The sequence below is a fragment of the Catenulispora sp. MAP12-49 genome (assembly GCF_041262705.1).
Lineage (GTDB): Bacteria > Actinomycetota > Actinomycetes > Streptomycetales > Catenulisporaceae > Catenulispora.
This window is the reverse complement of the sequence record NZ_JBGCCP010000008.1, coordinates 38,619-64,697: the sequence shown is the minus strand read 5'-3', so window position 1 is coordinate 64,697 and position 26,079 is coordinate 38,619. Positions and strand designations below refer to the sequence as shown.

Genomic DNA, 26,079 nt, shown 5'->3' with positions numbered 1-26,079 from the left:
GCGCGGGTGGCTTCGTCCTCGATGACGTCCCAGTGTTCTGCCAGGACGCCGTCCCGGATCCGGAGGAAATTGCGATCGCCTTGTTCGTTTCCTCGGCGGCGGTCACGGCTACACCGTCCGCGTCCAGGCCGCTTCCTGGACCTGCTTGACGAGCTCCTCGGTCGCCGGGGGCCAGACGTTGCGGTAGGCACCGCGCTCGGCGCCGATGATCTCGACCATCTTGTCGATCATGTCCTGCGGGTCGTACTGGTCGGCGAGGATCTCGGCGAAGCGCGCCTTGACGTCCTTCGTCTGGTTGAAGTTCACCGAGTCGTCCAGCCACCGGAAGGCCGTGTCGGCGATGCGGTCGTTGAACCCGGTGCGGTAGGCCCCGGGATTGATGGTCTGCACCGTGATCCCGGTCGGGGCGAGTTCATCGCGCAGCGTCGCCGCGATCGCCTCCAGGGCGTGCTTCGTCGCGCAGTAGACGCCGAGGCCGAAAGCGGTCAGGAAGCCGCCCATCGAACTGACGATCACCAGGCGGCCGGCGGTACCGGCGTCGACCCAGGTGCGGATGCACCGCTGGGCGAGTTCGAGATTGGCGAAGACATTGGTCTCGAACGTGCGCCGGACCAGATCGACCGGGATCTCGGCCATCGGGCCGCAGTCGCCGATGGCGGCGTTGGAGACGAAGGTGTCGAAGTCCCAGCCGGCCACGGCCGCGATGTCGCGGGCGTCGAGGACGTCGAGTTTGTCGACCGTGATCCGGTCCCCCAGGCCGAGTTCCTCCACGTGCGCGCGCAGTTCGCTCACCTGCGACCACAGTTCGGTGGTGGCGATGACCTGGTGGCCGGCCTGTGCCAGGCCGATGGCGGTGCCGCGGCCCAGGCCGGTGCCGGCGCCGGTGATCAGGATCTTCTTCATCAGGCTTCCTTTCCGATCGCGACGCGGGCGACCTCGCCGTCCTGGGCGGGCATGCCACCCGAGACGCCGACGCCGCCGATCAGGGTGCTGTTGTCGTCGTGCAGGGGAAGGCCGCCCGCGTAGGGGATCAGGCCGCCGTTGGTGTGCTCGGTCGCCGGCGCGGGGCCGCCGGGCTTGCAGAACTCCCACAGGCCCTCGCTCGGGCCGTTGAACAGGATCGAGGTCTTGGCCTTGGCCAGCGCGATGTCGATCGATCCGAGGATCGCTCCGTCCATGCGGGCGAAAGCGATCAGGTGCCCGCCGCCGTCGACGACCGCGATGTTCATCGGGACACCGATCGCCGACGCGTGCGCGCGGGCCCTGTCGATCACGGCCTGGGCCGTATCCAGCGAGATGTTCACGACGCCTGCTCCTGTCGGTGGTGGAGGGAGTGGATGCCGGGGCTGCCAGCCATGAATCGACCGTAGGCGCGCCCGGGACCGAGGCGTCTGTGGCACGCATGCCATCAAGCGATAGGATCGTGCCATGGACGACCGGACATCAGGTGCGGTGCACCATGTGGTCGTGGTGGCGCTCGAAAACGTCCTCGCGCTGGACATCGGGATCCCGATGCAGGTCTTCGGGAGCTGGCCGGGCGGCCCGTACTCACTCACCGTGTGCACCGAACGGCCCGGTGTCCTGGCGATGCACGGCGGGCCGGCGCTGTCCGTGACCGACGGGCTCGACTGCCTGGCCTCCGCCGACACCGTCGTCGTCCCGGGCTACCTGGAACCGGGCGCGCCCTCCGCCGCGGTCACCGCGGCCCTCGCCGACGCTTCGGCCCGCGGCAGCCGGATGGTGTCCATCTGTACCGGTGCCTTCGCCCTGGCCGCCGCAGGCCTGCTCGACGGCCGCCGGGCGACCACCCACTGGCGGTACGCGGCGGCCCTGGCCCGGCAGTACCCCCGCGTGCTGGTCCGGCCCGAGGAGCTGTACATCGACGAGGACCGGGTGCTGACCTCCGGCGGCGTTCTCGCGGGCATGGATCTCTGCCTGCACCTCATCCGCCGCGACCACGGCGCCCGGCTGGCCAACCAGCGGGCCCGCCTGCTGGTCACAGCCCCGCACCGCACGGGCGGTCAAGCCCAGTTCATCGACCTGCCGGTGCTGCCCGCCCACTCCGAAGGACTGGCCCAGCTGTACGACTGGGCTCTGCGGAACCTCCACCAGCCGCTCACGGTCGATCAGATGGCACGCCAGGCCAACCTGTCGCGCCGCACCCTCATCCGCCGCTTCCACACCGACACCGGCATGCCGCCCATGCGGTGGCTGCTCGATGCCCGGCTCGCTCTGGCACGGGAGTTGCTGGAGACGGACGACCTGACTGTCGAGGCGGTGGCGCGCCGGTGCGGCCTGGGAACGCCGGCCAACTTCCGGACCCTGTTCAAGGCGCACGTCGGCGTGCCACCCAGCGTCTATCGCGGGACGTTCGCGTCGCTGTCTCGGGATGCCGGATCTGACGACGTCTGACGACGCGGCGGCTTCTGGGGCGATCAGGGCTTAGTGAGGGCCGGCGCGAAACCCGGTGCGGTTCACTTCGATCCCTCACTTGTATGGGTGAGGGATCGAAATCAGTACCCGGGCTAGCTTCGGGGTGCCCGTGGCCGATCGGCGCGGTGCGATACGACCCGCGGTAAGGAGCTAAGCCACATGACCAAGAGTGACGAATCGTTCATGAGCGTCGACGAGGCGCGCAGGATTTCCGCCCCGCTCTACGAAGCGCTGAACAGGCCGGCTGAGAAGAACGTATCGGCGCTCCTGGCTCAGGCGTGCAACGACGACTACCGCTCGTACCACACGAACGAGGAATTCCTGACTCGTGACCGGTTGGCCGACGTATTCAAGGGCATGGGCGAGGCCGTGCCCGATCTGGCCTGGGAGGTGGTCGACATCCATGTGGTCGACGACATGATGGTCGTGCGCGGCCGAGCCACGGGGACGCCGGTCAAGGAATTCTGGGGCGCAGCCCCGACCGGCAGATCCTTCACAACGATGGCTATCGATGTCTTCACAGTCCGCGACGGAAAGCTGGCCAAGGGCTATCACATCGAGAACTGGATGACGGCGCTCCAACAGCTCGCTGCCTGAGCGCCCGTTGGGGGGGAAAGACTACGAGGCGGCACCCCTTAAGCCGCAGACTCCTGATTCGCCTCCTGCAACCGGCGCTCGTACACCCCCACGACGACCGCGGCCGCGCAGCACAGACCTGCCAGCAGCACCGCGTAGCGCCCGGCGAACGTACAGATCACCAGCGCAACGGTCACCGCTGGTAGCACCGCCTGCGCCAAACCCTTCTTGAAGTGCCGCGCCTGCAACAGCCACACCATCAGATAGAACACCGCTGAGGGCACCGTGACCGTCGCGGCGGCGAGCGTCACCGAGACGTGTGCGGTGCCGGTCAGCCACGCCGCGCAGACCTGGATCCCGGCGCCGATGCCGGCGGCCGCGGCGAAGATGAAGTAGTGGCCGTAGCCCCACAGGAAGGCTGAGGAGTCGGCCAGGAGATCCGCGGCGTCATAGGCGAAGTAGATCCACCATGCCGCGAACACGATCAGCAGCCCGCCCAGCACCAGGGCGATCAGGGCTCCCAGATCCTCGTGGACCGTCGTCGCCTCCTGGATCGCGACGGTCGCGGAGGCCACCGTCTCGCCGAGCACGATGAGGGTGAAGCAGCCGTACCGGTCGACGATGTGGTGCGGGTGGAACGGGATGTCGCCGCTGCGCGAGGCCCAGAACGGGACGGCCAGCTCGGCCACCACCAGCACGCCGAAGGCGATCTGGAACGCGTGCCCGTGCAGCAGCTGCTCCAGCCCCCAGCACGCCTGCACGGTCACCAAGCCCGCGAGCCAGCGGCCGATCATCGGCCGCATCTCGGCGTTGTCGCGGTACACCCGGATCAGCTGCGTCGCGAAGGCCAGACGCACGATGACGTACCCGATGACGACCACCACGATGTCCTGCTTCTCGAACGCCCGCGGCACCCCGGCGGCGATCACCAGCGCACCGGTCATCTGGGCGAACGTCGCCAGCCGGAACGGGGGATCGTCCGGATCGAACCCGGAGGCGAACCAGGAGTAGTTCATCCAGGGCCACCAGATCGCGAAGAAGATCGTGGCGTAGGACGCCAGGCCGTGTCCGATCTGGTCGTGGATGATCGCCGTCGAGAGCTCCCGCCCGGCCTGGGCGATCGCCACGACGAAGCACAGGTCGAAGAAGAGCTCCAGGGGTGTGGCGACGCGATGCTCTTCGTCGGCGGGCCGCGCGCTCACCGCGCCCTTCGCCGTCATGAACCGGATCACAGTGACGCAGTGTGCCAGGTCCGGCGGTTGCCGAGGATGCCGGACGCCTCACATGTTCAGGTGATGGCGATGCCGCCGTGGACGGCACAGGCTGGGTAGGAGACTCTGAGATGTGAAAGGCGGAGGTGCCGCGTTGGATTCGGCGCATGTGATCGTCCTCCCCGGTGGCGGCTATGCCGCCCACACCCCGAGCGAGGCGGAGCCGATCGTCGAATGGCTGGTCGGTCTGGGGATCTCGGCGAGCGTGTTCCGATACCCCCTGAACGTGCGGCACCCGCTGCCGCTCGAAGCGCTGCAGGCGGAGATCCGCAGACAGCGGGAGCAAGGGGTCGGCCGCATCGGGCTGATGGGGTTCTCCGCGGGCGGGCATCTGGCGGGAATGGCGGCCCTGACGCAGGGCACCGATCCCCGCGACGCGGTCCACTTCGCGGTCCTCGGCTATTCGATCACGTCCATGGAGACCGAGACCTACCGGCCCTCGCGACTGATCCTCCTGGGCGAGAACGCCTCGCCGGCCCAGCGCCGTGCGACCTCGCTCGATGCTCTGGTGAGCGCGTCCGCTCCCCCGTTCTTCATCTGGCACACCGCCGAGGACATCTACGTCCCGCCGGAGCACACGTACCGCCTGGCGTCGGCATTGGCCGCGCACGAGGTCCCCCACACCGTCCACGTTTTCCCACACGGTCCGCATGGCCTGGGTCTGGCGGTCGGGGCGGGCGATGCGGCGAGCTGGAGGGAACACGCGGTGCGCTGGATGACCGAACAGCTGAAGGCCCACGCCGGCTGAGGACGCAGGGCGTTCCGATGAACATCGCCGTGACCACGAGCAGGAGATCCATGGCCACCGAGCAGGTACTGCGCATTCCTGTCGACCGCCATATCATCAACACAGAACGGTCGTTCGACGCGGTATTGAACGACGTGAACAGTGCCCTCCTGGACACGGACCAGGACTTGCTGATCTACGAACCGGTGATCGACCACGAAGCGGAGTCCGGGCGCTCGGTCCGGATCGTGCTCGGCTGTCCGGACCCGGTCGACCGGCTCGACCAGCTCGTCCGCACAGTGCCGGAGGCCGCCTTGTCGGTCCCGAGCGCCATCCTCATCCACCAGACTGTCGCCGGCGGTACCAGGCTGGCCTACGACGCCATCGCCAGTTCGATCAGCAGCTGCCGGTCCGGCTGGGCCCTGGGCGTTGCGCAACAGCGCGACGACGCGGTCCTCGGGCTATTGAGACGGGCCGCGGACCCGCAAGGATAGGCCCGCACCGGCTGGCGATCACGGGACATCACCTCCCCCGAACGGAGAAAGCGACGCCATGGAACGCATCCGACCGACCCGGACCTGGGTGCCGAGCCCGGCGGCCCGCCTGCGAGCCGACCAGATCGACAAGCTCGCAGTCATCGGCTCGGAGTCTGTGACGGAGTCCGGGCGGGTGCTCTTCGGTCCCGGGGACGACACCTACGATCTCTACGTCGTCCTCGAAGGGTCCGCGGACATCGTCGACAGACCCGGTGCTCCGGACGAGCTGCTGATCGCGTCCTTCGGCCCCGGGGAGTTCCTCGGAGAGATCGGCATGCTCACCGGCGAGCGCTCGCGCTTCACCGCGGTCATGAGGGAGCCCGGCCGTGTGCTGCGCGTGCCTGTCGACCAGGTGCAGCTGATGATGGCGCAGGATCTGGATCTCAGCGAATACATCCTGCGGACCTTTCTGGAGCGCCGCGCGAACCTACTGCGGCGCGGTGCCGGCCTGACGCTGATCGGATCGCGGTACGACGAGCGCTGCCGGGCGCTTCTCCGGTCGTTCGCGGTGAACAGGATCGCCGTCCGGTGGATGGATCTCGAGGACCAGCCGGAGGCCGAGGCCCTGCTCCAAGAGCTCCAGACCCCGGTGGCCGATCTGCCGATCGTCCTGGTGCCAGGACGGCCGCTCATGCGCAATCCGCAGCCCGCGGACCTCGCCGCCGAGTTCGGCGAGTTGGCGGCGGACCCGGGTGTCGATCAGGACGTGTGCGATCTCCTCGTGGTCGGCGGCGGGCCGGGCGGTATGGCAGCGGCGGTGTACGGCGCCTCCGAAGGCCTGGAGACCGCGCTGCTCGACACGGCCGCGTTCGGAGGCCAGGCCGGCACGTCCTCGCGGATCGAGAACTACCTGGGATTCCCCGCCGGCCTGTCCGGCGCGGAGTTGGCGACCAGGGGAACGCTGCAAGCGAGCAAGTTCGGAGTACGCCTGCACCGGAACTCGCGGGCGACAGGATTCCATGAGAAGGACGGCATCTACGCCGTCACCTGCGAAGACGGCCGGGTGTTCAAAGCCCGCGACGTGATCATCGCGACGGGAGCCCAGTACCGCCGTCTGCAGGTGCCGGGCCTGGAACAGTGGGAGGGCGACGGCGTCTACTACGAAGCCACGGTCGCGGAGGCGCGCTACAGCGCCGGCCGACCCGTGGCGGTCATCGGCGGCGCGAACTCGGCCGGCCAAGCCGCGATGTTCCTGTCGCGCACGTCGGACCCGGTGTACTTGCTGGTCCGGGGGCACGATCTGGAACACTCGATGTCGCGGTACCTGATCGACGCGGTCACCGCCAACCCCAGGATCAGGATCCTTCTGCGCACGGAGGCGATCGGCGTGACCGCTGACACCTCGATCACCGGGCTCCAGATCGTGAACCGGGACACCGGCGTCGCCTCGGGCTTGGAACTCAGCGCGGTCTTCGTCTTCATCGGAGCCACTCCCTGCACCGAGTGGCTCGACGACCAGCTGGCCAAGGACGACCGGGGCTTCCTGCTCACCGGACACGACCTGGACGCCTCGCAGCACCGGACCCGGCCCCCGCTGACGTTCGAGACGAGCGCGCCCGGGGTGTTCTGCATCGGAGACGCCCGCAGCGGAAGCGTGAAGCGCGTCGCCGCGGCGGTCGGCGAGGGATCGGCGGCGGTGCGGCTCGTCTTCGAACGGCGCGCCGCGGACGGAGTCCAGGTCGGGTGGCCGGCTCGCAGCCCCGGCTCACCTGTTTATGCGAGAGAGGAACCAGCACGAAAAGGCGCAGACTTTTGGCGGCGCCATGGCCGACCCACCGGGCATGGTCCGCGCGACGAAGGAGTCTGGAAATGCCGATGATCGATGTCTACGCGACGGCGGGGACGTTCTCGGACACCAAAACCCTGGCACAAGACCTCGCCAGCACGCTGATGCGGATCGAGCAAGTGCCCGATATCCCGATGTTCCGCAAGAACACCGCGGCCTTCGTCCACGAACTGGCCCCGACCGCCTTGTCGAACGTCGACGGGGACGGCACATACATCCGGGTCCAGGTGCTGACCAACGCCGGCGCGCTCGACCGCGACAAGCAGCTCGCGGTGGTCCGGCAGCTGACCGACCTGGTCGCCGCCGCGTCCGGCGACCCGTCGGCGGCCGAGCGGACCTGGGTGCTGCTGACGGAGGCCCCGGAGGGCGGCTGGGGACTGGCCGGACACGCCAACACCAACGCCGAACTGGTCGCGGCGGCGAGAGCAGAAATTGCCGAGATCGCCGAGATCGCCGCGGCGAAGAACGAGGCATAGCCGGAGGTGCCCGCGACCGTGGCCAGCGAATACGTGCTCCGCATCCCCTTGGACCGGCACGTCATCACCACGCAGCGGTCGTTGGCCGCGGTGCTGGAGGACATCCGTCGCGTGCTGCACGACTCCGCGCCGCGCTCGGCGCTCCAGGGCCACCTGGTGGCCGCCGGCCACCAGGTCAGGCTGATCATCGACCGCCCGGAGGCGACCGACGAGCTGGTCCGCTGCCTGCCCGACGCCGGCGCCTACTGTCCGGCCACAGTCCTCGTCCAAGCCGCGGGCGACGGCGCCTGCCTGGCCTACGATTCGGTCGCCAGCGCGATATCGCCGTACCAGGACGAGGAAGCGCTCGCTGTCGCAGAACTCTTCGACGCCGAGGTCCTGAGCCTGCTGCGACGGGTCGCGGAGCCCGCACCCGGTGAAAGCGGTCAGTAGTCCGACGGCCAGGCCCGGCCAGGCCCCCCGCACGCCGCCGGATAGCCTGTTCCGTAGATGCCTACAGCGATTCCTCATGCAGGGAGTTGGCCAGCTGCACCCGCGAGCGGACCCCGAGCTTGGCGAACACCGACCGCAGGTGCGTCCCGATCGTGTTGACTGAGACCCCGAGTTCCGAGGCCGCCGCCTTGTTGGTGCTTCCCGCGCCGATCAGCATCGCCACCCTGCGTTCGGCCTGGGTGAGCGAAGCCCACCCGGCGGCCGGAGGCAGGGCCGCGGCGGACCACTTGCCCAGGCGCGCGCCGGCCTGGCGCATCATGTCCTGGGTCAGAGCGCGGTAGAACCACGCACCCATGCCGTGGTACTCGTCCCAGGCCCGATCGAGCTGGGCCAGGCCGGTCTGGCGGTCGCCGACCTCGACCAGCGCCCGACCGTGGCTGAAGGCCCCGAAGCCGCGCAGCAGCGGACGCGGGCTGTGCGTCAGAACGTCGGCGCCACGCTCGATCATCCGCACGTCGCCCTCGGTGCGCCCGCGCGTCAACAACGCCACGCCCTCGAAGCTCGCCACCCCCGGATTGCGCTCCGCGGCCTGCTCGGTGACCTTGGTGGCGGCGGCCATGAACTCCTTGTCCTGCGCGAGGTCGCCGATCTCGAAGAACAGGCCCATCCAGCACGGCCACATCGGCCAGTACGAACACGCCGACCGCTCGGCGACGTCGGCGATCACCGGACGCAGCACTTCGCGGGCGGTCTCGTGGTCGCCGCGGCCGGCGGCGATCCAGCCGTTCATCACCGTCAGCCCGGGCTCGCGCAAGACCGCGTCGGCGCCCTCGATCTCGTCGGCCACGCGCAGGTACGTCGCGGCGCTGTCGACGTCGCCGCGCAGCAACGCCGAGGAGACCCGGACGATGACCGCGTCCAGGGCGTACACGGCGTCGCCGAGGCGCGGGCCGATCTCCAGCAGGGTCTGGCAGCCGGCCTCGGCGTCGTCGAGGCGGCCGAGGTTGAAGTCCTGCCACGCCTGGGCGGCCAGCACGGCCGGCAGGCGCTCGCCGCGGTTGCGCACCGCCTCGGCCGTGGCCTGGTTCAGCAGCGTCTGAGCATGCTCATAGCGGTCCAGGAACTGGAGCTCGATCACTTCCTCGGCCACCAGCGACCGGCCGTTGAGCCGGGCCAGTTCCCGGAAGTACCGCAGCGCCTGCTGGTGCCGGCCGTCGTTGCGTGCCGAGTGGCCCGCCGCCTCCAACGCCAAGGCCAGGGCCTGCTCGTCGCCGCTCATGCGGGCCTCGTCGAGGACCGTCAGGGCTCTGCCGACGGCGGTCTGGCCGTCCAGCAGCCGCGCTCCGGCCAGCGAGTGGACCGCCCGCAAGCGCACACCGACGCCCGGCTCAACGGTGTCGAGCCGGAGTGCCCGCTCGATCCGGGTCAGCAGTTCGCCGACGCGGCCGCCGAGCCACAGGGCCCGGGCCGCGTCGCTCTCGACGCGGCCGATGAGGGTGCTGTCGTCGACGTGGGCCAGGATCTGGTCGGCGGCGACGACGGCCTCGGCCGCCCACTGGACCCGGCACAGCACCGACAGGCAGCGCAGGCTCAGATCGAGCCATCCGGGCTGGTCCGGCCGCACGATGTCGAGCACGGCCATCACCAGATCGCCGGCGTCCTCACCGCTGACGGCCGCCAGCGACTCCGCCGCCGCGATCATGATCGTGGCGCTGTCCAGGTCGCCGGGCACCGCCGCGGCCCGGGCGTGGGAGGCGGCGATGAGCGGATCGCCGGCGGCGAGGTAATGGTCCGCCAGCCGCCGGTGCAGCTCGCGCAGCCGCTCCGCGCGGATCGTGCTGTACACCTGCTCGCGCACCAGGTCGTGGTGGAAGGCCACCGTCGAGTCGGCCCGCAGGACGACGAGTCCGGCGTCCACCGCCGGGCCCAGGTTGGCACCTGGGTTCCCGCCGACCGGCGCCGCGGCTTCGCTCAGCGCGAACGGCCGGCCGGCGGCGGCGACCACCTCGACCAGCTCGCGCGAAGACTGGGGCAGGGAGCCGAGCAGAGCCGAGACCGAAGCCGCGAAGGCCACGGGCACCGCGTCCGGCTCGCCGCGCCCCGCCGACCGGGCGATCTCCTCGATGATCTGGCCGGCATGGAACGGGTTGCCCTCGACCGCGGCCAGGAAGTCCCCGGTCCGCGCGTCGGGGGCGTGCCCGAGCCGGTCGGCGGCCAGCGCCAGGACGTCCGCGGTGGCCAGCGGTGCCAGGCGGATCCGTTCGACATGCACCGGCTCGCTGCCGAACCATTCGGCGGCATCCTGGTCGGAGCGGCCCGCGAACGCCCACACCACCGGCAGCCCGACCAGGCGCGGAACCAGGTTGCGCAGGATGAACGCGCTGACCCGGTCGGCCCACTGCACGTCGTCCAGGGCGATCAACACAGGCCGACGCCGGGCCGCGGCATCAAGGCAGGCCGCGACCGCCTCAGCAAGCACAAGCGGCTCGTCCACCAGACGCGTGATCCGCTCGTACTCCTGGCGCGTACAGACCTCATCGCGCCCCGAGCGCAGCAGGGCCAGCACCGGGGCGCCGGGCCAGACCTGCTCGATCGGGTCGCACTTGCCGCGCAGCACCGTCATCCCGGTCGAGACCGCTTCGTGGCACACGGCCGACAGCAGGGCCGTCTTGCCGATGCCCGCCGGGCCGGAGAGAAGTATCGCGGCGCTCGATCCGTGACGGCTCGTACTGCGCACCACGGACAGCGCGGTCGTCATTTCCGCACTGCGACCGCGCAGGGGCCTCGCCTGCAATGCCTGTCACCTCTTGATCGTCGCTCTAAACGATTGTCGTCGCCCTGCGAACTCTACGCATCCCGACAGATCGCGTGAGTCCCCTCAGCGGATGCGACGCGCCGGCTCTCAGGAGGCAGGAAACATGACTGATCAATGGGCTGACTCAGGCATCGAGGAACTTGTGCACATCCGCGGCGAACTCCTGCGCGTGTTGGAACAGGAAGCCGTGGGCGGAGTCCGGGTACAGCTTCACGAACGCGTCCGGGATCAGGCTCGCGGTCAGGTGCGAGTACCAGGGCAGGATCATCCGGTCGTCGTCGCCGTTCGCCACGAATGTCGGCTGCTCGACGGCGGCGAGTCGCTGAAGCAGCCCGAAGTTCGGCGTGCCCCACTTCAGCACCGCGTCGTACTGGGCGTTGCGGGTGCGCCAGCTCGTCGGCGCGTCACGGTCTTCGGTCCGCCCCTGGTAGATCCGGCCGAGCACTCCGTGGCCCGCGGCCTTGCTCGCGGCCGAGTCGGTGAAGAAGCCGTACACGTACTCCTCGGGAGAGGTCGTCGGCTTTCCGAGCGCCCCGATGATGTCCGGGGCCCAGCCGTGCATGCCGGGCGCGCCCTGGGGCGCGGTCGAGGCCAGGACCAGCTTGCGCACCAGCGCCGCCCGGGCCAGCGCGATCTCCTGGGCGACGAAGCTGCCGATGGAGAAGCCGAGCAGGTCGATCTCGTCCAGGCCGAGGGCCTCGACGAACCGGATCGCGTCCTCGGCCATCTGCTCGATGGTGCTGGGCGTCGACCCCGTCGTGGCGCCGACGCCGACGTTGTCGAAGGTGATCACGTCGCGCTGCTCGGCAAGCGCGTCGATGAGCTGCGGGTCCCAGTTGTCCAGGTTCCCCCGGAAGTGCACCAGCAGCACCAGCGGACGGCCGCCCTGCGGGCCGATCCGGCGGTAGGCGTAGGTGATGCCGTTCTCTGCGTCAATGGTCTGGTTCGGCGCGCCGAGGTATCCGTTCTTCGCTTCCATGTCCTGTCCTTGGCTTTCCGTCCTTGGCTTTCCGTCCTTGTGCGCTGTCCGTCTCAGACCTGCTCGTACGCGCCGTCGATCCAGTCCGCGACGGCGTCTCCGTACTGCACGGCGTCCTGCTCCCACGGGAAGTGCCCCGAGTCGAAGCTGATCAGGCGGCTGTGCGGGAGCCGGTCGTCGAGGTAGATCCCGTTGGACGGCGGCACCAGTTCGTCGCGCTCGGCATTCATCACCTGCACCGGCGTCTTGATGGACGCCAACAGGTCGCCCAGGACCAGCAGTTCCTCGGGGTAAGCGCGCACGTAGCGCGCGGACTCGGCGAACCGGCCGCCGTCGTATGCGGTCACGTAGTCCTCCCAGACCTCGGACTCCTGAGCCCGCGGCGCCCCCGGCTCCACCGCCGCGCCCACGCCGGCCCGGCTGTCGAAGTCGCGCAGGAACTCCAAGTCGGGAGCGGCGATCATGTCGGCGAGCGCGCCGGTCACCTCCAGCGGGTAGGACGCTCCCCCGCTGCCGACGATGAGGCTGGTCACCACCTCCGGGTGACGGGCCGCCAGGAACAGCGCCGCACCGGTGCCGACGTCCGGGCCGAGCAGGTGCGGGGCGCCCAGTTCCCACTCGCCGATGAGGGTTCTGAGGAACTCGGCCATCGCCGAGGGCCCGAACAGCTCGGGACGCCCCTCGGAGTGTCCGAAGCCCGGCAGATCGATGGCCACCAGCCGGGCACTCGGGGTCAGTCGGCCCCAGATCCGGCGGAAGGCGTAGAGACTCTCGGGCCACGGGCTCGTCATGAGCAGTGTCGGTCCCTCTTGTTCGCCGGAGTCGACATGGCGGATCGCCAGCCCGTCCACCACCCGGGTCTGAGTTCGCGGGAAGCCACCGCTGTCCAGCCCTTTGTTCGTCATGCCAACCTCCTGGCCACGTGGTCCACCGAGACACGCCAAGCAGACCACCGCATCGGTTCGCACCGACATAACGCGAATAGGTGAGGGCCGGGCTGGAGAAGCAAGGCGGGAAGGCGGGGTGTTTGAGGCACCAGTGGAACAGAATTGGTCTGGATGACGGCCACATTTGCGGCATCCCAGGCGCCGACAGTGCCGAAAACTTACCACCCCTTGACCAGTTGGCTGATCGCGGGTCATTATTTGGCCAACGCCAAGTGCTTCGGACAACCAGTACCGGACGAGGATCGGAACGGGCGATGAGCATGGGCGAGAGCCGCTGGCAGAAACGCGAGCGCATTCGCGGGCACCTGCTGGATCTGGTGGAGGAGTACGGTCCGGGCCGGGCGATCCCCGGCGAGCGGCAGTTGAGCCAGGAGCTGTCGGTGTCCCGCCCCACGCTGCGCTCGGTCGTCGACGACCTGATCCGCGACGGATTCCTCACCAGGGAGCACGGCCGCGGGGTCTTCGTCGCCAAGGCCAAGGTGGCCCAGCGTCTGGGCACCGCCGCGGCGCAGCCCGGCCAGCCGCTGGCGGTCGGCGGTGTGGACGGCGTCTGGACCAGCCGGATGGTGGACTTCCAGACCGTGGCGGCCGGAGCCAGGATCGGCCGGCGGCTGCAGGCGTCCCCGGCCGATCGGGTATTGCGGATCACCAGGCTGCGACTGGCCGACGGCGATCCGATGTCCGTGGACACCCTGCACGTGCCCGCCGCCCTGGTGCCGGGACTGGCCGCGCGGGATCTGGAGGACGGCTCGTTCTACCGGATCCTGGGCCGGCGCTACGGCGTCCGGCTCGCCACCGCCACGCAGATCATCGAACCCACCGTCGTCGACCCCACCGAGGCCGAACTGCTCGAAGTGCCGGTCCACACCCCGGCGCTGCTCTTCGATCGCGTGACCGCCGACGCCGACGGCCGGATCGTGGAGTTCACGCACTCGGTCTACCGCGGTGACCGCTACCGCATCCTCACCCAGCTCTCGCTCGCCGACGACGACAGCGGGCGGGTGGTGGGCGGATCCTGGTCCGCGGCCTCAGCCGTCCCCGGCGCCGACACGCTGGTCCTGGACTCCTACTGGTCTGGTTGAGCATGACGCCGCACTAAAGGCACCACCCGAACCATCGTCACGCCCCGCACGGACCACCCGGTCCGTGCGGTGATGCACCACGCCTTCCGGAAGGACACACGCTTCGCGCCCCGGGCTTCTCCACACCCCCACACGAAAGAGAACCATGACGAACCACCGCACCGCCCACCGCACCGCCCACCGAACAGTCCGCCGCACGCTCGCCGCCTCAGCGGTCGGCGTGCTGGCCACCGCGGTCCTGACCCTCCCGACCGGCACCGCCTCGGCCTACACCGGACTGCCGGTGGTCGGCTACCAGGAAGAGGGCGACGCCGGCTCGCTCATCGACGCCAGTGCCGACGCTCTGGGCTCGGTCGGCGTGGACGGCGTCAACATCAGCGCCGACGGCGCGAGCGTCGCAGTACCCGATGACAATGCCCTGAACCAACTGGCCGCCGCGCACGCCAAGGGCCTGCCCGCCGAGTTCCTCGTCGGGAACTTCAACCAGGCCATCGGCGACTTCGACGAGCCGGCCGCCTACAACCTGCTGAGCAGCCAGAGCAACATCGCCACCGTGGTCGCCGGCCTCAGCGACGCGGTCAGCTCCCAGGGGTGGGACGGCGTCACCATCGACATCGAGTCCCTGCGGTCCCGGGACGCCGACGGCCTGACAGCGTTCGTGACCGCGCTGAAGCAGGCCCTGCCGTCCGGCAAGACCGTCAGCCTCGACCTGATGAACGGTCAGAGCGCTCAGGAGTACTCAGAGCTGGGATACGACCTGCCCGCCCTCGGCCAGGTCGTCGACCACCTGGTGCTGATGGCCTACGACCAGCACACGCAGGACTCCGATCCCGGGCCGGTCGGCGCGCTGTCCTGGCAGCAGCAGGGCCTGGACGTGCTCGTGAGCGAGGTCCCGGCGAGCAAGGTGGACCTGGGCGTCGCGGGTTACGGCTACTCCTGGCCGGCCGGCGGCGGCGCGAGCCAGGTCAGCGATCAGGGGGCGCGCGACCTCGTCGCCGCCGACGGCGCCACGGCGCAGTTCGACGACGCCTCCGGGGAATGGACGGCGACGCTCTCGGACGGCACCGTCCTGTGGTGGTCGGACGCACAGTCCCTCGCCCTGCGCCGGACGATGGCCGCGAACGCCGGCATCCACGGCCTGGCCGTGTGGGACCTGGCCCTGTCGGACCCGATCCAGCAGTAACCGGGCGCCTGATGCTCCCGCCCCTGAGACCGGGAGCATCAGGGGCGGATCAGCGGCCTGGTTCAGCTGCCGCAGCGACGGACGTGGGGATGCCATGCGGGTGCTCGTAGTGGAAGACGATCCCGAGCTCGGGCCGCCGATCGTCGAGGGTTTGCGCGCGGCCGGCTTGGCGGTCGATCTCGCCGTGCGCCTCGCCGAGGCCGACCTCAAGGCGGCGGTCAACACCTACGACTGCGTGGTCGCCGACCGCGGGCTTCCCGACGGCGACGCCCTGGACTTGGTGCGGGGGTGGCGCCACTCGGGACGCACCGTCCCGGTGCTGATGCTCACCTCCTACGGCACGGTCGAAGACCGGGTGTCCGGTTTCGAGCACGGCGCCGACGACTACCTCGTCAAACCGTTCGCGATGGCTGAGCTGGCCGCGCGGGTGCGGGCGCTGTGCCGCCGCCACCGGCCGCCGTCACCGCCGGAAGTCACGGTCGGCAGTCTGACCATGGACCTGCCGCGCAGGCGGGTGCGCCGAACCGGCGTGCTGCTCACGCTCACCGCCAAGGAGTTCGCCGTGCTCGAGACCCTGATGCTCAGGGCCGGCCAGGTGGTCACCCGCAGCGAACTCATCGAGAGCTGCTGGGACGAGATGAGCGACCCGATGTCGAACGTGGTCGATGTGGTGATCGCCCAGCTGCGTCGAAAGCTCGGGAGCCCTGATCCCATCGAGACCCTGCGGGGTGCCGGCTACCGCGTCCGAGAACCGACATGACCGCCGACAGCCCGGCCGTCATCAAGCTGCGACGCCTGCGCCGGTCTTTGACCCTGCTCTACGCGGCCATCAGCGCCGTCTGCCTGATCACCTTGGCGTTCATCGCCGCCGCCATCGACGCCGGATCCCGCGCACACAGCCTTGACGCGCAGGTGGCCGGGCGTGCCGAGGCGCTGTCGCGTGCCGTCTGGATGGACCAGGGCGTGCTGCACCTGGATCCGTTGTCCGAGGACGAACTCGCCGGCGCGTCGCGGATCACAGCGGTGCTTCAACGCGCTGGCAGCGGTCCCGTTCAGGTCCGGTGGGCACGTCCTTCGAACGCCGCACTTCCGTCCGCGGCGGAGCTCGAACGGCTGTGGGCATCGACCGTGGAAGAGCAGGACACGTTCTTGACGACGATGCCGGGAGGTGACGGCAAGCGGGCCCGGTGGGCTGCCGCACCAGTGTGGAACGCCGACGACATCGGCGCCGTCGTGATCGCCGGCGACGACCTCACGCCTGAGCACAGGAGCCACGAGTCCCTGGTCCAGTGGCTCGCGGTCGGCTGCACGGGGCTGGTACTCGCCTCGGCCGCCGCAGGTCACGTGCTGTCCGGCCGAAGCATGCGACCGGCGTTGCGGGCACTGGACCGGCAAGAGCGGTTTCTGGCCGAAGCGGCTCATGAGCTGCGAGCACCGCTTGCCGCGGTCCGCTTGGTGATGGAAGCCGGTTTTGCCTCGCCGACCCGCGCGCCGGCGGCTATCACCGAGGCGGTCCAACTGGTCGACCACATGGGCCGCGTGGTGTCAGGGCTGCTCAACCGGGCCCGTATCCAGGCCGGGACCCGCCGGCCCGAACTCACGCCGCTCCGGCTGGACCAAATCGTCGAGCAGGTGGTGGAGGAGCTTCCCCAGAACGCTTCGCGGATCGTCGTCCACTCCGCGCCGACCATCGTGCGCGGCGACCCGGACCTGCTCGCGCAGGCGGTCCGCAACTTGGTGGAGAACGCCTTACGGCACGGCACGTCGGCGTGCGAGCCGTCGGCACTGCCGGTCGAAGTCCACGTCGCGGCGGGCACGGTTGCGGTCCGCGACCACGGCCCGGGAATCGCCGCGACGGACCGGGAGCGGATCTTCCAGGACCGGGTCACCGGCGGACTCGAAGGAGTCGGCGTCGGCCTGGCGATCGTACGCTGGGTCGCGGAGCTGCACGGCGGAACGGCCTGTGCGGACCAGGCTCCCGGAGGCGGGGCGCTTGTCCAGCTCATCCTTCCAGAACACCAGCTGCCGGCCGCCTCATCGTCCCCTCATGATCCGGTCGACAGACTGCCGCCGTGATGAGAAAACTCAGGCGCCCGCGCACCGTCCCCGCCGGAAAAGGCCCCGTCAGAGGGCAGTCGATGTCCGGCTACCGGAAGAGGTTCGCGATCGCGACAGCGGTGCTCCTGGCCGCCGCCGTGGTCCCGGGCATCGGCCGCGCGACCTTTGCCGACGCCGCACCGGCCGCACCGGCCGCAGTGAACGCCATCCTCGTTCCGGACCAGGGAGCACTCCTCGGCCACTACTACGGAGCGGGCACGATCGCCGACACCGACGCGCGCATCGGCCGCAAACCGGCAGTCCATCTCACCTACTACAACTGGAACGACGACTGGATCAACTCGCCGGCCACCGCCTCCGACTTCGCCGACGGACGGATCCCGCTGGTCAACTGGGAGCCGTTCGACGTCAACTTCGACGACATCGTCAGCGGCGGCCTGGACGCCGCCATCCAGGCCCGCGCCGCGGCCGCGGCCCAGGCCGGCAAGAAGTTCTTCCTCGACTTCGCCGCCGAGATGAACGAAGAGGAAGGCTGGGGCGGCCACGACCCGGCGAAGTACATCGCCGCCTGGCGCCACATCCATGACATCTTCACCGCCGCCGGCGCGACGAACGTCGTGTGGGCCTGGTGCCCCAACGTCACAGACTCCGCCGGCGCACCCCCGGCGATGGACTACTACCCCGGCGACGACTACGTCGACTGGACCGGCGTCGACGGATACAACTGGGGCACTTCCGACCCGAGCTTCACCTGGCAGAGCTTCCACGACGTCTTCGCCGACATCTACCCGCGGCTCGCCGCCAAGGGCAAGCCGATCATCATCGGCGAGATGGCCTCCGACGAGGCCGGCGGCAGCAAGGCCCAGTGGATCGACGGCGTCATCCCCACGCTCAAGGCCGACTTCCCGCTGATCAAGGCCGTGGTGTGGTTCGACATCGACAAGGAACGTCACTGGCAGATCAACTCCTCGCCGGAGTCGCTCGCGTCCTATCAGCGCATGGCACAGGACCCGTATTTCAATCCGTGACGTTCGGATTCACCGGCGCATGCGGCCCGACCGCGCGGACGAAGGTCTCGCGCGGTCGGGCCCAGGCCGCCTCTTGGCGCAGCATCGACAACATCATTCGGACACTGTCTTGACAGCACGCGATCGCCCACCTAGGTTGCGCGAATGAAACGATTCACTTCCGAGTTTCGGACAATTACAGGTCAGGGCGGAAAGCAAAAGATGGACTACGGCAGAGCACCGCCGACCACCCTGAATCAAGATGCTCATACACGGGGTTTCTCTGCACGCTCGGTTCCGCTCGGCACGACTGTGCCCGCCATGGCAGCAGCCACCTCCTCAACCGGCTCCGGTACGCCGGTGCGTACCCCTTGATGAGCAAGGAGTCCCATGAAACTCAACAGAACGCGGCGCATCGCCGGCCTGGCCACGATGTGCCTGGCCGCGGCCACCGGTCTGGTGACCGCGACCGCCCAGCCGTCGCAGGCGGCGACGGCGTGGCCCGCTCACGTATCCGCGCCCTACGTGGACACCGGCCTCGGCAACACCACCCTGACGTCGGTGGCGAGTGCCTACGGCGACAAGTTCTTCACCCTGGCGTTCGTCGACGGCGCGGGGTGTCAGTGGTCGATGAACAACACCTCGGGCTGGCAGAGCCAGATCGCGAGCCTGCGCGGCGCCGGCGGGGATGTGTCCATATCCTTCGGCGGGTGGACCTCCGACAACGGGGGGACCGATCTGGGCAACACCTGCTCCTCGGCCGCGGCCGCGGCGGCTCAGGTGGAGAACGTCGTCACCACCTTCGACGTCACCCACCTCGACTTCGACATCGAGGCCGGCGCGCTGAGCAACCACGCCGACGTCGACCGCACCAACCAGGCGCTGGCCCAGGTGCGTTCCTGGGCCGCCGCCAACGGCCGGGCCCTGTCCATCTCCTACACCATCCCGGCCTTGCCCTCCGGCCTGACCTCGGACGACCTCTACGTGCTGTCCAGCGGCCGGAGCAACGGCTTCACGGCCGACGTCGTCAACATCATGGCCATGGACTACGGCACCTCCGGAACGGCCATGGGCCCGGCCGCCGACCAGGCGCTCGACGCGGCCACCGCCCAGGTCGCCTCCGCATACGCCCTGAGCACCTCCCAGGCGTCGGCGAAGATGGGTGTGACGCCGATGATCGGCCAGAACGACAGCGCCGGCGAGGTCTTCACCGTCTCGGACGCCTCAACGGTGGTGTCCCATGCTTCCGCGCAGAACATCGCGCTGGTCGCGTTCTGGTCGGAAGGCCGCGACAACGGCGGGTGTCCCGGGTCGACCACAGCTTCGTCGACGTGCAGCGGGGTCAGTCAGAATGCCGGTGACTTCACTTCCGCGTTCGAACAGTTCACAGGCTCAGGAGGAAGCGGCAACGGCGGTGGCGGCGGAACGCTGCCGGGCACCTGGCCGCAATGCGCATCGGAGGGTGGCACCTGCGCGGTCGGCGGCACCTCGGCCATCGCGTTCGGCACCGGCGGCCGCTTCAACTACGTCACCGCAGGCGGCGCCACAGCGTGCAGCGACGCCGTGTTCGGCGACCCCGCGCCGAACGTCGCAAAGAACTGCTACAGCGAAGCCGCACCACCCGCGGCCGACGTCTGGGCGCAGTGCGCCGGGGAGAACGGCAGCTGCTCGTTCACCGGCGTGATGACGGTCGCCTTCGGCGCCAACGGCTCCTACGAATACGCCACGGTCGGTGCTCCGGTCAGCTGCTCCGATTCCGCCTTCGGCGATCCGGCTCCCGGCGTAGCCAAGTCCTGCTACCTGATGGCTCCGCCGCCCTCGTTCGTGAACTGGACCAACTGCGCGGCTGAGAACGGTACCTGCCAGGCGTCCGGCACCCATGAGATCGCCTACGGCGCGAACGGCCAGTACTTCTACGGGACGTTCACCGGCGGCACGTCGTGCACCAACGGTGTCTTCGGAGACCCCGATGCCGGCACGGCAAAAGCCTGCTACGTCCAGTAGGGCCAGGCCAACTCTCGGGACAAGATTTGAATCGTTTCAATCATTCAAGAAAGGCAACCATGTCTGATCTCTTCAAGAGCAGACCCAGGCGCCGAACCGTACTCAACTCCGGCCTCGCCGCCATGGCGGTGGCGGGATTCCACAGCCTTGGTGCGGGAACGGCTGTCGCGAGCGGCACCGCCGGACCGACTGGCGCCACGGAGGGGGCGGCAGGCGACTGGCAGAGCTATGTCGTCGGGCCGCGCAAGCGCGAAGTCGCACCAGCCCGCGTACTCAGCACAACCGGCGACGTGAAGAACCCGGACGCGTTGCTGAAGCCCGGCGGCGCGGTCACCGTGCTGACCCGGCCGCAGCCGCCGACGCCGCCGGCCTGGCCCGCGGGAAGTACCGCGACGGCATCGTCGTTCCACGATCCGAACAACGGGAACGACGGGACGTACACCACGTACGATCCGTCCAACGCGATCGACGGGAACCCGACCACCTTCTGGAACGACGCGAATCCCGCGACCTATCCAGCCGTCCTGACGATCACGGCCGGCAGCGCCGTCACCTTGCCCGGCGTCACCCTGCTGTCGAACTCCGACGGCGTGCCCGTCGACTTCACACTCGAGACCTGGGACGGTTCGGCCTGGCAGCCGGCCGCGACGGTCACCGGCAACAGCGCCGTCCAAGTGCCCGTCCCGTTCGCGGCGCCCGTGACCACCACCCAGGTGCGCCTGACGGTCACACAGGACCAGGACACGCCCCGCGGGCAGTTCACCCGGGTCAACGAGCTGTGGCCCGGCCTGGTCCCGGTGATAGTGCGGCCCAGCGTCACCGTCGACTTCGGCAAGGTCGTCGTCGGCTATCCGAGGGTGCGGTTCGCCCGGGCATCGGCCGACAAGCCCGGTGTCCGCCTGGCCTTCTCCGAGACGCTCCAGAACCTGACCGACCGTTCGGACTTCGCCCGCTCCGACTACACCGGAGGCACCCCCACCGACCAGTTCGCGGTGCCCGCGTCCGGCGCCGACTGGACCGACACCGACGGCTACCAGTCCGGGACCCAGGTCCACGCCGAAGGCCTGCACGGGTTCCGCTACGTGAAGATCACCCTGGACGCGCTGGGCTCGGACGCGCCCGCCGCGCTGCCCTACGGGCAGGTCGCCATCGACGCGGTCTCGCTCGACTTCACGGCCTACCTGGGTGCACCCGAGAGCTACGGCGGCTGGTTCCTGTGCTCCGACGACGATCTGAACCGCTACTGGTACGCGGCCGCCTACACCAATGAGCTGGTCACCGACACGTTCCGGTCCACAGACTGCGATCCGCGCGGCGCCGCGAGTCCCACGCTCGAAGGCAAGCTAGTCATCCAGGACGGCGCTAAGCGAGACCGCGACCCGTACGTCGGCGACATCGCGGTGTCCGGTCGCACGCTCTACCTCACCCACCCCGACGCCGCCGCGGCAGCCCGCAACGTGCTGGCCGATCTCGCGGATCATCAGCGCCCCGACGGCTGGATCCCACCCGCGTCGATCAACGGCTACACGCTGCCCTTGTTCGACTATCCACTCTGGTGGGTGACATGCAGCCGCGACTACGTGCTCTACACCGGCGATCTGGCCTACGCGGCCGCCTACTATCCGAACCTCGTCGCCGTCCTCGACTCCTGGTACACGAGCGTCACGGACAGCAGCGGTCTGCTGAACAAGGGGCTGAACAACACCGGCGGCTACGGCGACTACGCGTTCCTGCCACGCGGCGGCGAGATCACCTACTACAACGCGAACTACGTCCAGGCACTGAACGATGCCGCGAGCATCGCCCGCTGGCTGGGCCACAGTGCTGACGCCGACCGGTGGACACAGCGCGCGGCGAACGTGACGGTCGCGATCAACGCACACCTGTGGGACACCGCGGCGGGGGCCTATCTCGACTCCGCCGAAGGCCCCGTGCGCCATGGGCAGGACGGCAACGCGATCGCGATCACCGCGGGTGTCGCGGACCCGGGGCGCGCGGCCTCCGCCCTGGCGTACCTCGACGCCACGACCAAGCTGGCATACGGCAACGCGTTCATGGACAACGACACGCTCCCAGGCGTGGACGGTGCTTCGCAGCGGGTCTACGCGTTCACGTCGTATCCCGAGTTCGTCGCGCGGTTCAGGTCCGGTCTGGCGGATTCGGCGATCGATCAGATCAAGCGTACTTACGGCGCCATGTACACCAGCGATCCCGGGATCACGGCGTGGGAGGGGATCGGGCCCGGAGGCACCCCCTACGAGGGTGCCTTCACCAGCATGGCGCACGGCTGGTCCACCGGAGCGCTGCCGGCCCTGACCAATGAACTGCTCGGTGTGAGCCCCACCGCACCCGGGTTCTCGAAATGGGTGGTGCGTCCGCATCCGGGCAGCGTCCTGTGGGCACGCGGCGTTGTGCCTACCCCGCACGGCCCCCTGTCCGTACAGTGGCAGGCGGGGACGAAGCGGGGTGAACCGTCGTTCACTCTCCGCGTGACCGCTCCAGCAGGCACCAGCGGGCAGATAGCTGTGCCGGCGAGCGCGGGATACGTCCATCACGACGACATCGGTCCGGGAACGCACACGGTCACGGTCCCCTGACGCGGACGTGGTGACGAACTGAGCCGGCGCCCGCGAAACGCGGGCGCCGGCTACGGGTGTCTCTCAGATCGCCTGCGCTGTCGGCAGGATGGTGATCTCGGTCAGGTTGACGTGGCGCGGGACGGCGGCCAGCACGGCCCGGGTGACGTTGATCAGGCCGAAGACGTTGAGGTCGAACAGCGACCGGGCCTCGGCATCGGTGATCTCCTCCAGCGCCCCGAGCAGACCGCGTCCGGCGTTGTTGACCAGGACGTCGATTCCGCCGAACCGGTCCACGGCGGCCTGGACCGCCCGCGGAATGCCGTCCTGGTCGGTGACGTCCAGAGCGACCGTCGAGACCCGGTGGGAGTCCGACAGATCGGCCGGCACCCGATCCGGATCGCGCACGGCGACCATGACATTGTTTCCGGCCGCCAAAGCGGCGCGGGCGATTTCGGCACCGATTCCGCGAGCGGCACCGGTGACAAACCAGGTGGCCATGGGAGAACCTGCTTTCTTGGCTGCCCTCTTCGGGTATTTCCTTCTGACGTTCTCGAGTCTGGCCGTCGGCCACGGAGCTATGAAGGCCGCACTCTTCCTGGGAGTCCCATTCCCAGGAGAGGCGAGGCGGATCGGGCCGCACTCAGGGGCAGGCGAACACACCGCCAACGCGACTCGGCGCTGTGGCATGTATCAAAACTCTGGTAACTATTGGCCTGATGAAGACAGCTTCAGAGCGGCCCCGCTCCGAGGGAACCAAGCAGGGCCAAGCTGTCGGCGGAGGTGGAACCCGGCTCGGCCTGAAGGATGATCAGCTGTTGTCCGGGAGCGTTGCGAATGTCGAGGGCTTCGTGTCTCAGCTCCATGTCTCCCACGACGGAATGGCATATCTGCTTGATGTCGTACGGCGGCACCGCGACATATTCGCGAGCCCACAGAGAGCGGAATTCGTTGCTGCGCACCGACAACTCACCCGTGAGTTCCACAATGCGCAGATCATCGGGTGCGTTCGCCGCGGCCCGCTGGAGGTCGGCGACCGCGTGACGCTTCATCCGCTCCGGGTTCCGGTAGAAGGTCTTCGCGGCCGGGTCCAGGAAGAGCATGCGAAGCACGTTGTCGGGCTGCGCGAAGTCGCTGTAGAGGATGTCTGTCAGAGCGTTGGTGGCCAACAGATCTTGGGCGTGGCCGATGATGTAGGCGGGCGTCCGGGTCCAGCTTTCGATCAGCTGGCGCAAGTGCGGGCGGAGGCGCTCGACTCGGGCCGGCGGCCTGGTACGGCGAGCTGATGGCAGCGCGAGTTTGCGCAGCTTCCCCATGTCCGCTTGGTCCAGACGCAACGCGCGGCCTATCGCGTCCAGCACCCGGGATGAAGGGCTGAGCTCGCGACCCTGCTCAAGTCGGCTGTAGTAGCTGACGCTGATACCCGCGAGCATCGCGATCTCGTCGCGTCGCAAGCCGGGCACCCTGCGCTGCCCGCGGCCGGACAAACCCGGCAGGCCGCGCAGACCGGCATCAGCCGGAGCCAGGCGTTCTCTGCGGGCCCGGAGGAACTGACCCAGACCTTCCACCGGATCATGACGCGCATCATTGGACATACTGCTGAGGCTAGAGGCAAAACTCCGCCAAGAGACCGTCCTACGGTGGGTGCGTTACACCCACCGTGCGTAACCTGCTACCACATCACGAGATTATCGCCGCGCGGCCACTGCACAACGGCCGAAGATAGTATAGCCTTTATCAGTATGAGCTATGGGACGCCATTGGGCGATTTTCTCAGAGCCCGCCGAGAGGCTTTGAAACCGCATGACGTCGGTCTGCCCGAACACGGACGGCGACGGGTGCCGGGACTGCGCAGAGAAGAAGTCGCAATGCTCGCCGGTGTCAGCTCCGACTACTACATAAGACTCGAGCAGGGACGCGAGAACAGTCCGTCCCCGCAGGTGCTCGATGCGGTGGCCCTGGCACTCAAACTCGACGCGGAGTCCACGGACCACCTCAACCGCCTTTGTCTGCACGCTTCACAGCGCCCGCGTGACCGGGGCGAGACGGGCGCCAGCCAGCAGTTGTTGCAGCTGATGGACGGCTGGGAAGACACTCCGGCTTTCGTCGTCGGGCCGGCCCTCGACATCATGGCGGGCAACTCTCTGGCTACAGCCCTGCACAGCGGGTTCGAGGAGTTCGACAATCTTGCCCGCATGGTCTTCGTCGATCCGGCGGGACGCGAGTTCTATCAAGAATGGGAACGTGCCGCGCACTCCTGTGTCGCCGAAATAAGGTCGGCCTACGGATACGATCCGCAATCAACCCGCATCGCGGAAGTCGTGGCTGAACTGTCTGCCCAGAGCGAGGAATTCGCTCAGCTCTGGCAGATGCACGAGGTCAAGGGCAAGTCCCAAGAAGGCAAGCACCTGAAGCATCCCTCGGTCGGAGACCTGCATATCAAGTTCGCATCCTTCACCGTCAACGGCGCCCCTCATCAACAACTGGTCGTGTACCAGGCCGAACCGGCCAGCCCAACCGCCGCCGCCTTCGAGACGCTGCGGATCATGGCCGCGGGATCGAAGCAGGCCGCGGCGAGGAAGCCCGCGGCCGATCAGTCGGCGGACACCCTGTCAGAGGTCTGATCGCCAGCGGCCTGAGCCGTCGCGGCGGGGTGGCGCTGAAGCAGAACGGCCTTCCTCAGGCTCTGCTCCTCAGCAGCACCGAGGCCAGGACCACGACGAGCAGTTCGAGATCAGCCATGCGTCATCCTGAGCTCAGCCTCAGCTCGGAAACCAGGACACGGTCTTCCTGGGTGTGCCACACCTGGGGAAGACGCGGCCTGGTCACCCGGCGGCGTCGGGATGATGGTGGCTTCATGAATGGCGACACCAGAGAACCCGGACCGGCCCGGCACCCCTTCGTTGGAATGTGGGTGACCGAAGACGGCTACATCCGGCAGGAACTGCGCGCGGACGGACGCTACGACGAGGCTCGCGGCGATCGCCCGAGTGCCTACACCGGCTCGTACACGGTCCGGGGCGACCACATCGACTACCAGGACGACACGGGCTTCACCGCTACTGGCGATGTCCGCGACGGCGTCCTCTACCACGAGCACCTGGTGCTCTACCGGGAGCACGACAAGGGCTCCGGCGGAGGCGGCGCCAGCGTTGGCGCCGGAGCTGCCTAGGCCGCGGCACTGCCTCTCC

At 68.9% G+C, this 26,079-nt stretch carries 23 protein-coding genes and 1 pseudogene; 16 read left to right on the top strand and 8 right to left on the bottom strand.

All coding sequences use genetic code 11. From position 1 onward, the window contains the following. Positions 1-108: 108 nt before the first annotated feature. Together ABIA35_RS17175 and ABIA35_RS17170 are read right to left on the bottom strand one after the other, a co-directional pair. Positions 109-903 (bottom strand): SDR family oxidoreductase, encoded by a 795-nt coding sequence (locus ABIA35_RS17175; RefSeq protein ID WP_370358514.1) that lies wholly within the window; start codon positions 901-903, stop codon positions 109-111. Further along, positions 903-1,304 (bottom strand): heme-binding protein, encoded by a 402-nt coding sequence (locus ABIA35_RS17170; RefSeq protein ID WP_370345425.1) that lies wholly within the window; start codon positions 1,302-1,304, stop codon positions 903-905. The genes ABIA35_RS17175 and ABIA35_RS17170 overlap by 1 nt, the downstream gene beginning before the upstream one ends. Before the next feature lie 124 nt (positions 1,305-1,428). Between ABIA35_RS17170 and ABIA35_RS17165 the strand changes: the two genes are divergently transcribed. Both ABIA35_RS17165 and ABIA35_RS17160 read left to right on the top strand, forming a co-directional pair. Then, the gene (locus ABIA35_RS17165; protein WP_370358513.1) at positions 1,429-2,412 is read left to right on the top strand and encodes a GlxA family transcriptional regulator; all 984 of its coding nucleotides are present in this window, start codon (positions 1,429-1,431) and stop codon (positions 2,410-2,412) included. Between the two features lie 180 nt (positions 2,413-2,592). Continuing rightward, positions 2,593-3,030, top strand: coding sequence for an ester cyclase (locus tag ABIA35_RS17160; RefSeq protein ID WP_370345421.1), 438 nt, complete (start codon positions 2,593-2,595; stop codon positions 3,028-3,030). Between the two features lie 38 nt (positions 3,031-3,068). Here ABIA35_RS17160 and ABIA35_RS17155 read toward each other — a convergent pair whose 3' ends face one another. Then, positions 3,069-4,229 carry a low temperature requirement protein A gene (locus tag ABIA35_RS17155; protein WP_370358512.1) on the bottom strand — a complete coding sequence of 387 codons (1,161 nt, stop codon included), beginning with the start codon at positions 4,227-4,229 and terminating at the stop codon, positions 3,069-3,071. A 145-nt stretch (positions 4,230-4,374) separates the two neighbouring features. Between ABIA35_RS17155 and ABIA35_RS17150 the strand changes: the two genes are divergently transcribed. From ABIA35_RS17150 to ABIA35_RS17130, 5 genes are read left to right on the top strand one after another with little or no spacing between them, the layout of a single operon-like run. Beyond that, positions 4,375-5,028 carry an alpha/beta hydrolase gene (locus ABIA35_RS17150; protein WP_370358511.1) on the top strand — a complete coding sequence of 218 codons (654 nt, stop codon included), beginning with the start codon at positions 4,375-4,377 and terminating at the stop codon, positions 5,026-5,028. Positions 5,029-5,078: 50 nt separating this feature from the next. After that, on the top strand, positions 5,079-5,501 hold the full coding sequence (locus tag ABIA35_RS17145; RefSeq protein WP_370358510.1) for a hypothetical protein: 423 nt from the start codon (positions 5,079-5,081) through the stop codon (positions 5,499-5,501). Positions 5,502-5,559: 58 nt separating this feature from the next. Next, complete coding sequence (locus ABIA35_RS17140; protein ID WP_370358509.1) at positions 5,560-7,362, top strand: FAD-dependent oxidoreductase; 1,803 nt, start codon at positions 5,560-5,562, stop codon at positions 7,360-7,362. Beyond that, positions 7,353-7,805 carry a 4-oxalocrotonate tautomerase family protein gene (locus tag ABIA35_RS17135; protein ID WP_370358508.1) on the top strand — a complete coding sequence of 151 codons (453 nt, stop codon included), beginning with the start codon at positions 7,353-7,355 and terminating at the stop codon, positions 7,803-7,805. The genes ABIA35_RS17140 and ABIA35_RS17135 overlap by 10 nt, the downstream gene beginning before the upstream one ends. A gap of 18 nt (positions 7,806-7,823) precedes the next feature. Beyond that, on the top strand, positions 7,824-8,237 hold the full coding sequence (locus ABIA35_RS17130) for a hypothetical protein (protein WP_370358507.1): 414 nt from the start codon (positions 7,824-7,826) through the stop codon (positions 8,235-8,237). Between the two features lie 61 nt (positions 8,238-8,298). On the opposite strand, the gene ABIA35_RS17125 is transcribed toward ABIA35_RS17130, so the two are convergent. From ABIA35_RS17125 to ABIA35_RS17115, 3 genes are all read right to left on the bottom strand, one after another. Continuing rightward, on the bottom strand, positions 8,299-11,031 hold the full coding sequence (locus tag ABIA35_RS17125; protein ID WP_370358506.1) for an AAA family ATPase: 2,733 nt from the start codon (positions 11,029-11,031) through the stop codon (positions 8,299-8,301). A 145-nt stretch (positions 11,032-11,176) separates the two neighbouring features. Continuing rightward, entirely contained in the window at positions 11,177-12,031 is an 855-nt protein-coding gene (locus ABIA35_RS17120; RefSeq protein ID WP_370358505.1) for an alpha/beta fold hydrolase, read from the bottom strand. Between the two features lie 53 nt (positions 12,032-12,084). Beyond that, positions 12,085-12,936: an alpha/beta fold hydrolase gene (locus tag ABIA35_RS17115; RefSeq protein WP_370358504.1), complete on the bottom strand. Its 852-nt coding sequence runs from the start codon at positions 12,934-12,936 to the stop codon at positions 12,085-12,087. A 296-nt stretch (positions 12,937-13,232) separates the two neighbouring features. Between ABIA35_RS17115 and ABIA35_RS17110 the strand changes: the two genes are divergently transcribed. The 7 genes from ABIA35_RS17110 (at position 13,233) to ABIA35_RS17080 (ending at position 22,909) form a co-directional block, all read left to right on the top strand. Further along, positions 13,233-14,060 carry a GntR family transcriptional regulator gene (locus ABIA35_RS17110; protein WP_370358503.1) on the top strand — a complete coding sequence of 276 codons (828 nt, stop codon included), beginning with the start codon at positions 13,233-13,235 and terminating at the stop codon, positions 14,058-14,060. Positions 14,061-14,205: 145 nt separating this feature from the next. Then, complete coding sequence (locus tag ABIA35_RS17105) at positions 14,206-15,243, top strand: glycosyl hydrolase family 18 protein (protein WP_370358502.1); 1,038 nt, start codon at positions 14,206-14,208, stop codon at positions 15,241-15,243. A 94-nt stretch (positions 15,244-15,337) separates the two neighbouring features. Continuing rightward, on the top strand, positions 15,338-16,003 hold the full coding sequence (locus ABIA35_RS17100) for a winged helix-turn-helix domain-containing protein (RefSeq protein ID WP_370358501.1): 666 nt from the start codon (positions 15,338-15,340) through the stop codon (positions 16,001-16,003). Then, a complete protein-coding gene (locus ABIA35_RS17095) occupies positions 16,000-17,319 on the top strand; it encodes a sensor histidine kinase (protein WP_370358500.1) in 1,320 nt (439 codons plus the stop codon). Before ABIA35_RS17100 ends, ABIA35_RS17095 begins: the two co-directional genes overlap by 4 nt. A 62-nt stretch (positions 17,320-17,381) precedes the next feature. Continuing rightward, complete coding sequence (locus ABIA35_RS17090; protein ID WP_370358499.1) at positions 17,382-18,329, top strand: glycoside hydrolase family 26 protein; 948 nt, start codon at positions 17,382-17,384, stop codon at positions 18,327-18,329. A 369-nt stretch (positions 18,330-18,698) separates the two neighbouring features. Continuing rightward, a complete protein-coding gene (locus ABIA35_RS17085) occupies positions 18,699-20,312 on the top strand; it encodes a glycosyl hydrolase family 18 protein (protein ID WP_370358498.1) in 1,614 nt (537 codons plus the stop codon). Positions 20,313-20,434: 122 nt separating this feature from the next. Beyond that, positions 20,435-22,909 (top strand): alpha-L-rhamnosidase C-terminal domain-containing protein, encoded by a 2,475-nt coding sequence (locus ABIA35_RS17080; RefSeq protein ID WP_370358643.1) that lies wholly within the window; start codon positions 20,435-20,437, stop codon positions 22,907-22,909. A 114-nt stretch (positions 22,910-23,023) separates the two neighbouring features. Here the strand turns inward: ABIA35_RS17080 and ABIA35_RS17075 are convergent. Continuing rightward, positions 23,024-23,389, bottom strand: a pseudogene (locus tag ABIA35_RS17075) (SDR family NAD(P)-dependent oxidoreductase); the annotation flags it as partial. Positions 23,390-23,619: 230 nt separating this feature from the next. Continuing rightward, on the bottom strand, positions 23,620-24,483 hold the full coding sequence (locus tag ABIA35_RS17070; RefSeq protein WP_370358497.1) for a helix-turn-helix domain-containing protein: 864 nt from the start codon (positions 24,481-24,483) through the stop codon (positions 23,620-23,622). A gap of 147 nt (positions 24,484-24,630) precedes the next feature. Between ABIA35_RS17070 and ABIA35_RS17065 the strand changes: the two genes are divergently transcribed. Both ABIA35_RS17065 and ABIA35_RS17060 read left to right on the top strand, forming a co-directional pair. Beyond that, a complete protein-coding gene (locus tag ABIA35_RS17065; protein ID WP_370358496.1) occupies positions 24,631-25,512 on the top strand; it encodes a helix-turn-helix transcriptional regulator in 882 nt (293 codons plus the stop codon). A gap of 233 nt (positions 25,513-25,745) precedes the next feature. Further along, a complete protein-coding gene (locus tag ABIA35_RS17060) occupies positions 25,746-26,060 on the top strand; it encodes an Atu4866 domain-containing protein (protein WP_370358495.1) in 315 nt (104 codons plus the stop codon). The last annotated feature ends 19 nt before the right edge of the window (positions 26,061-26,079 follow it).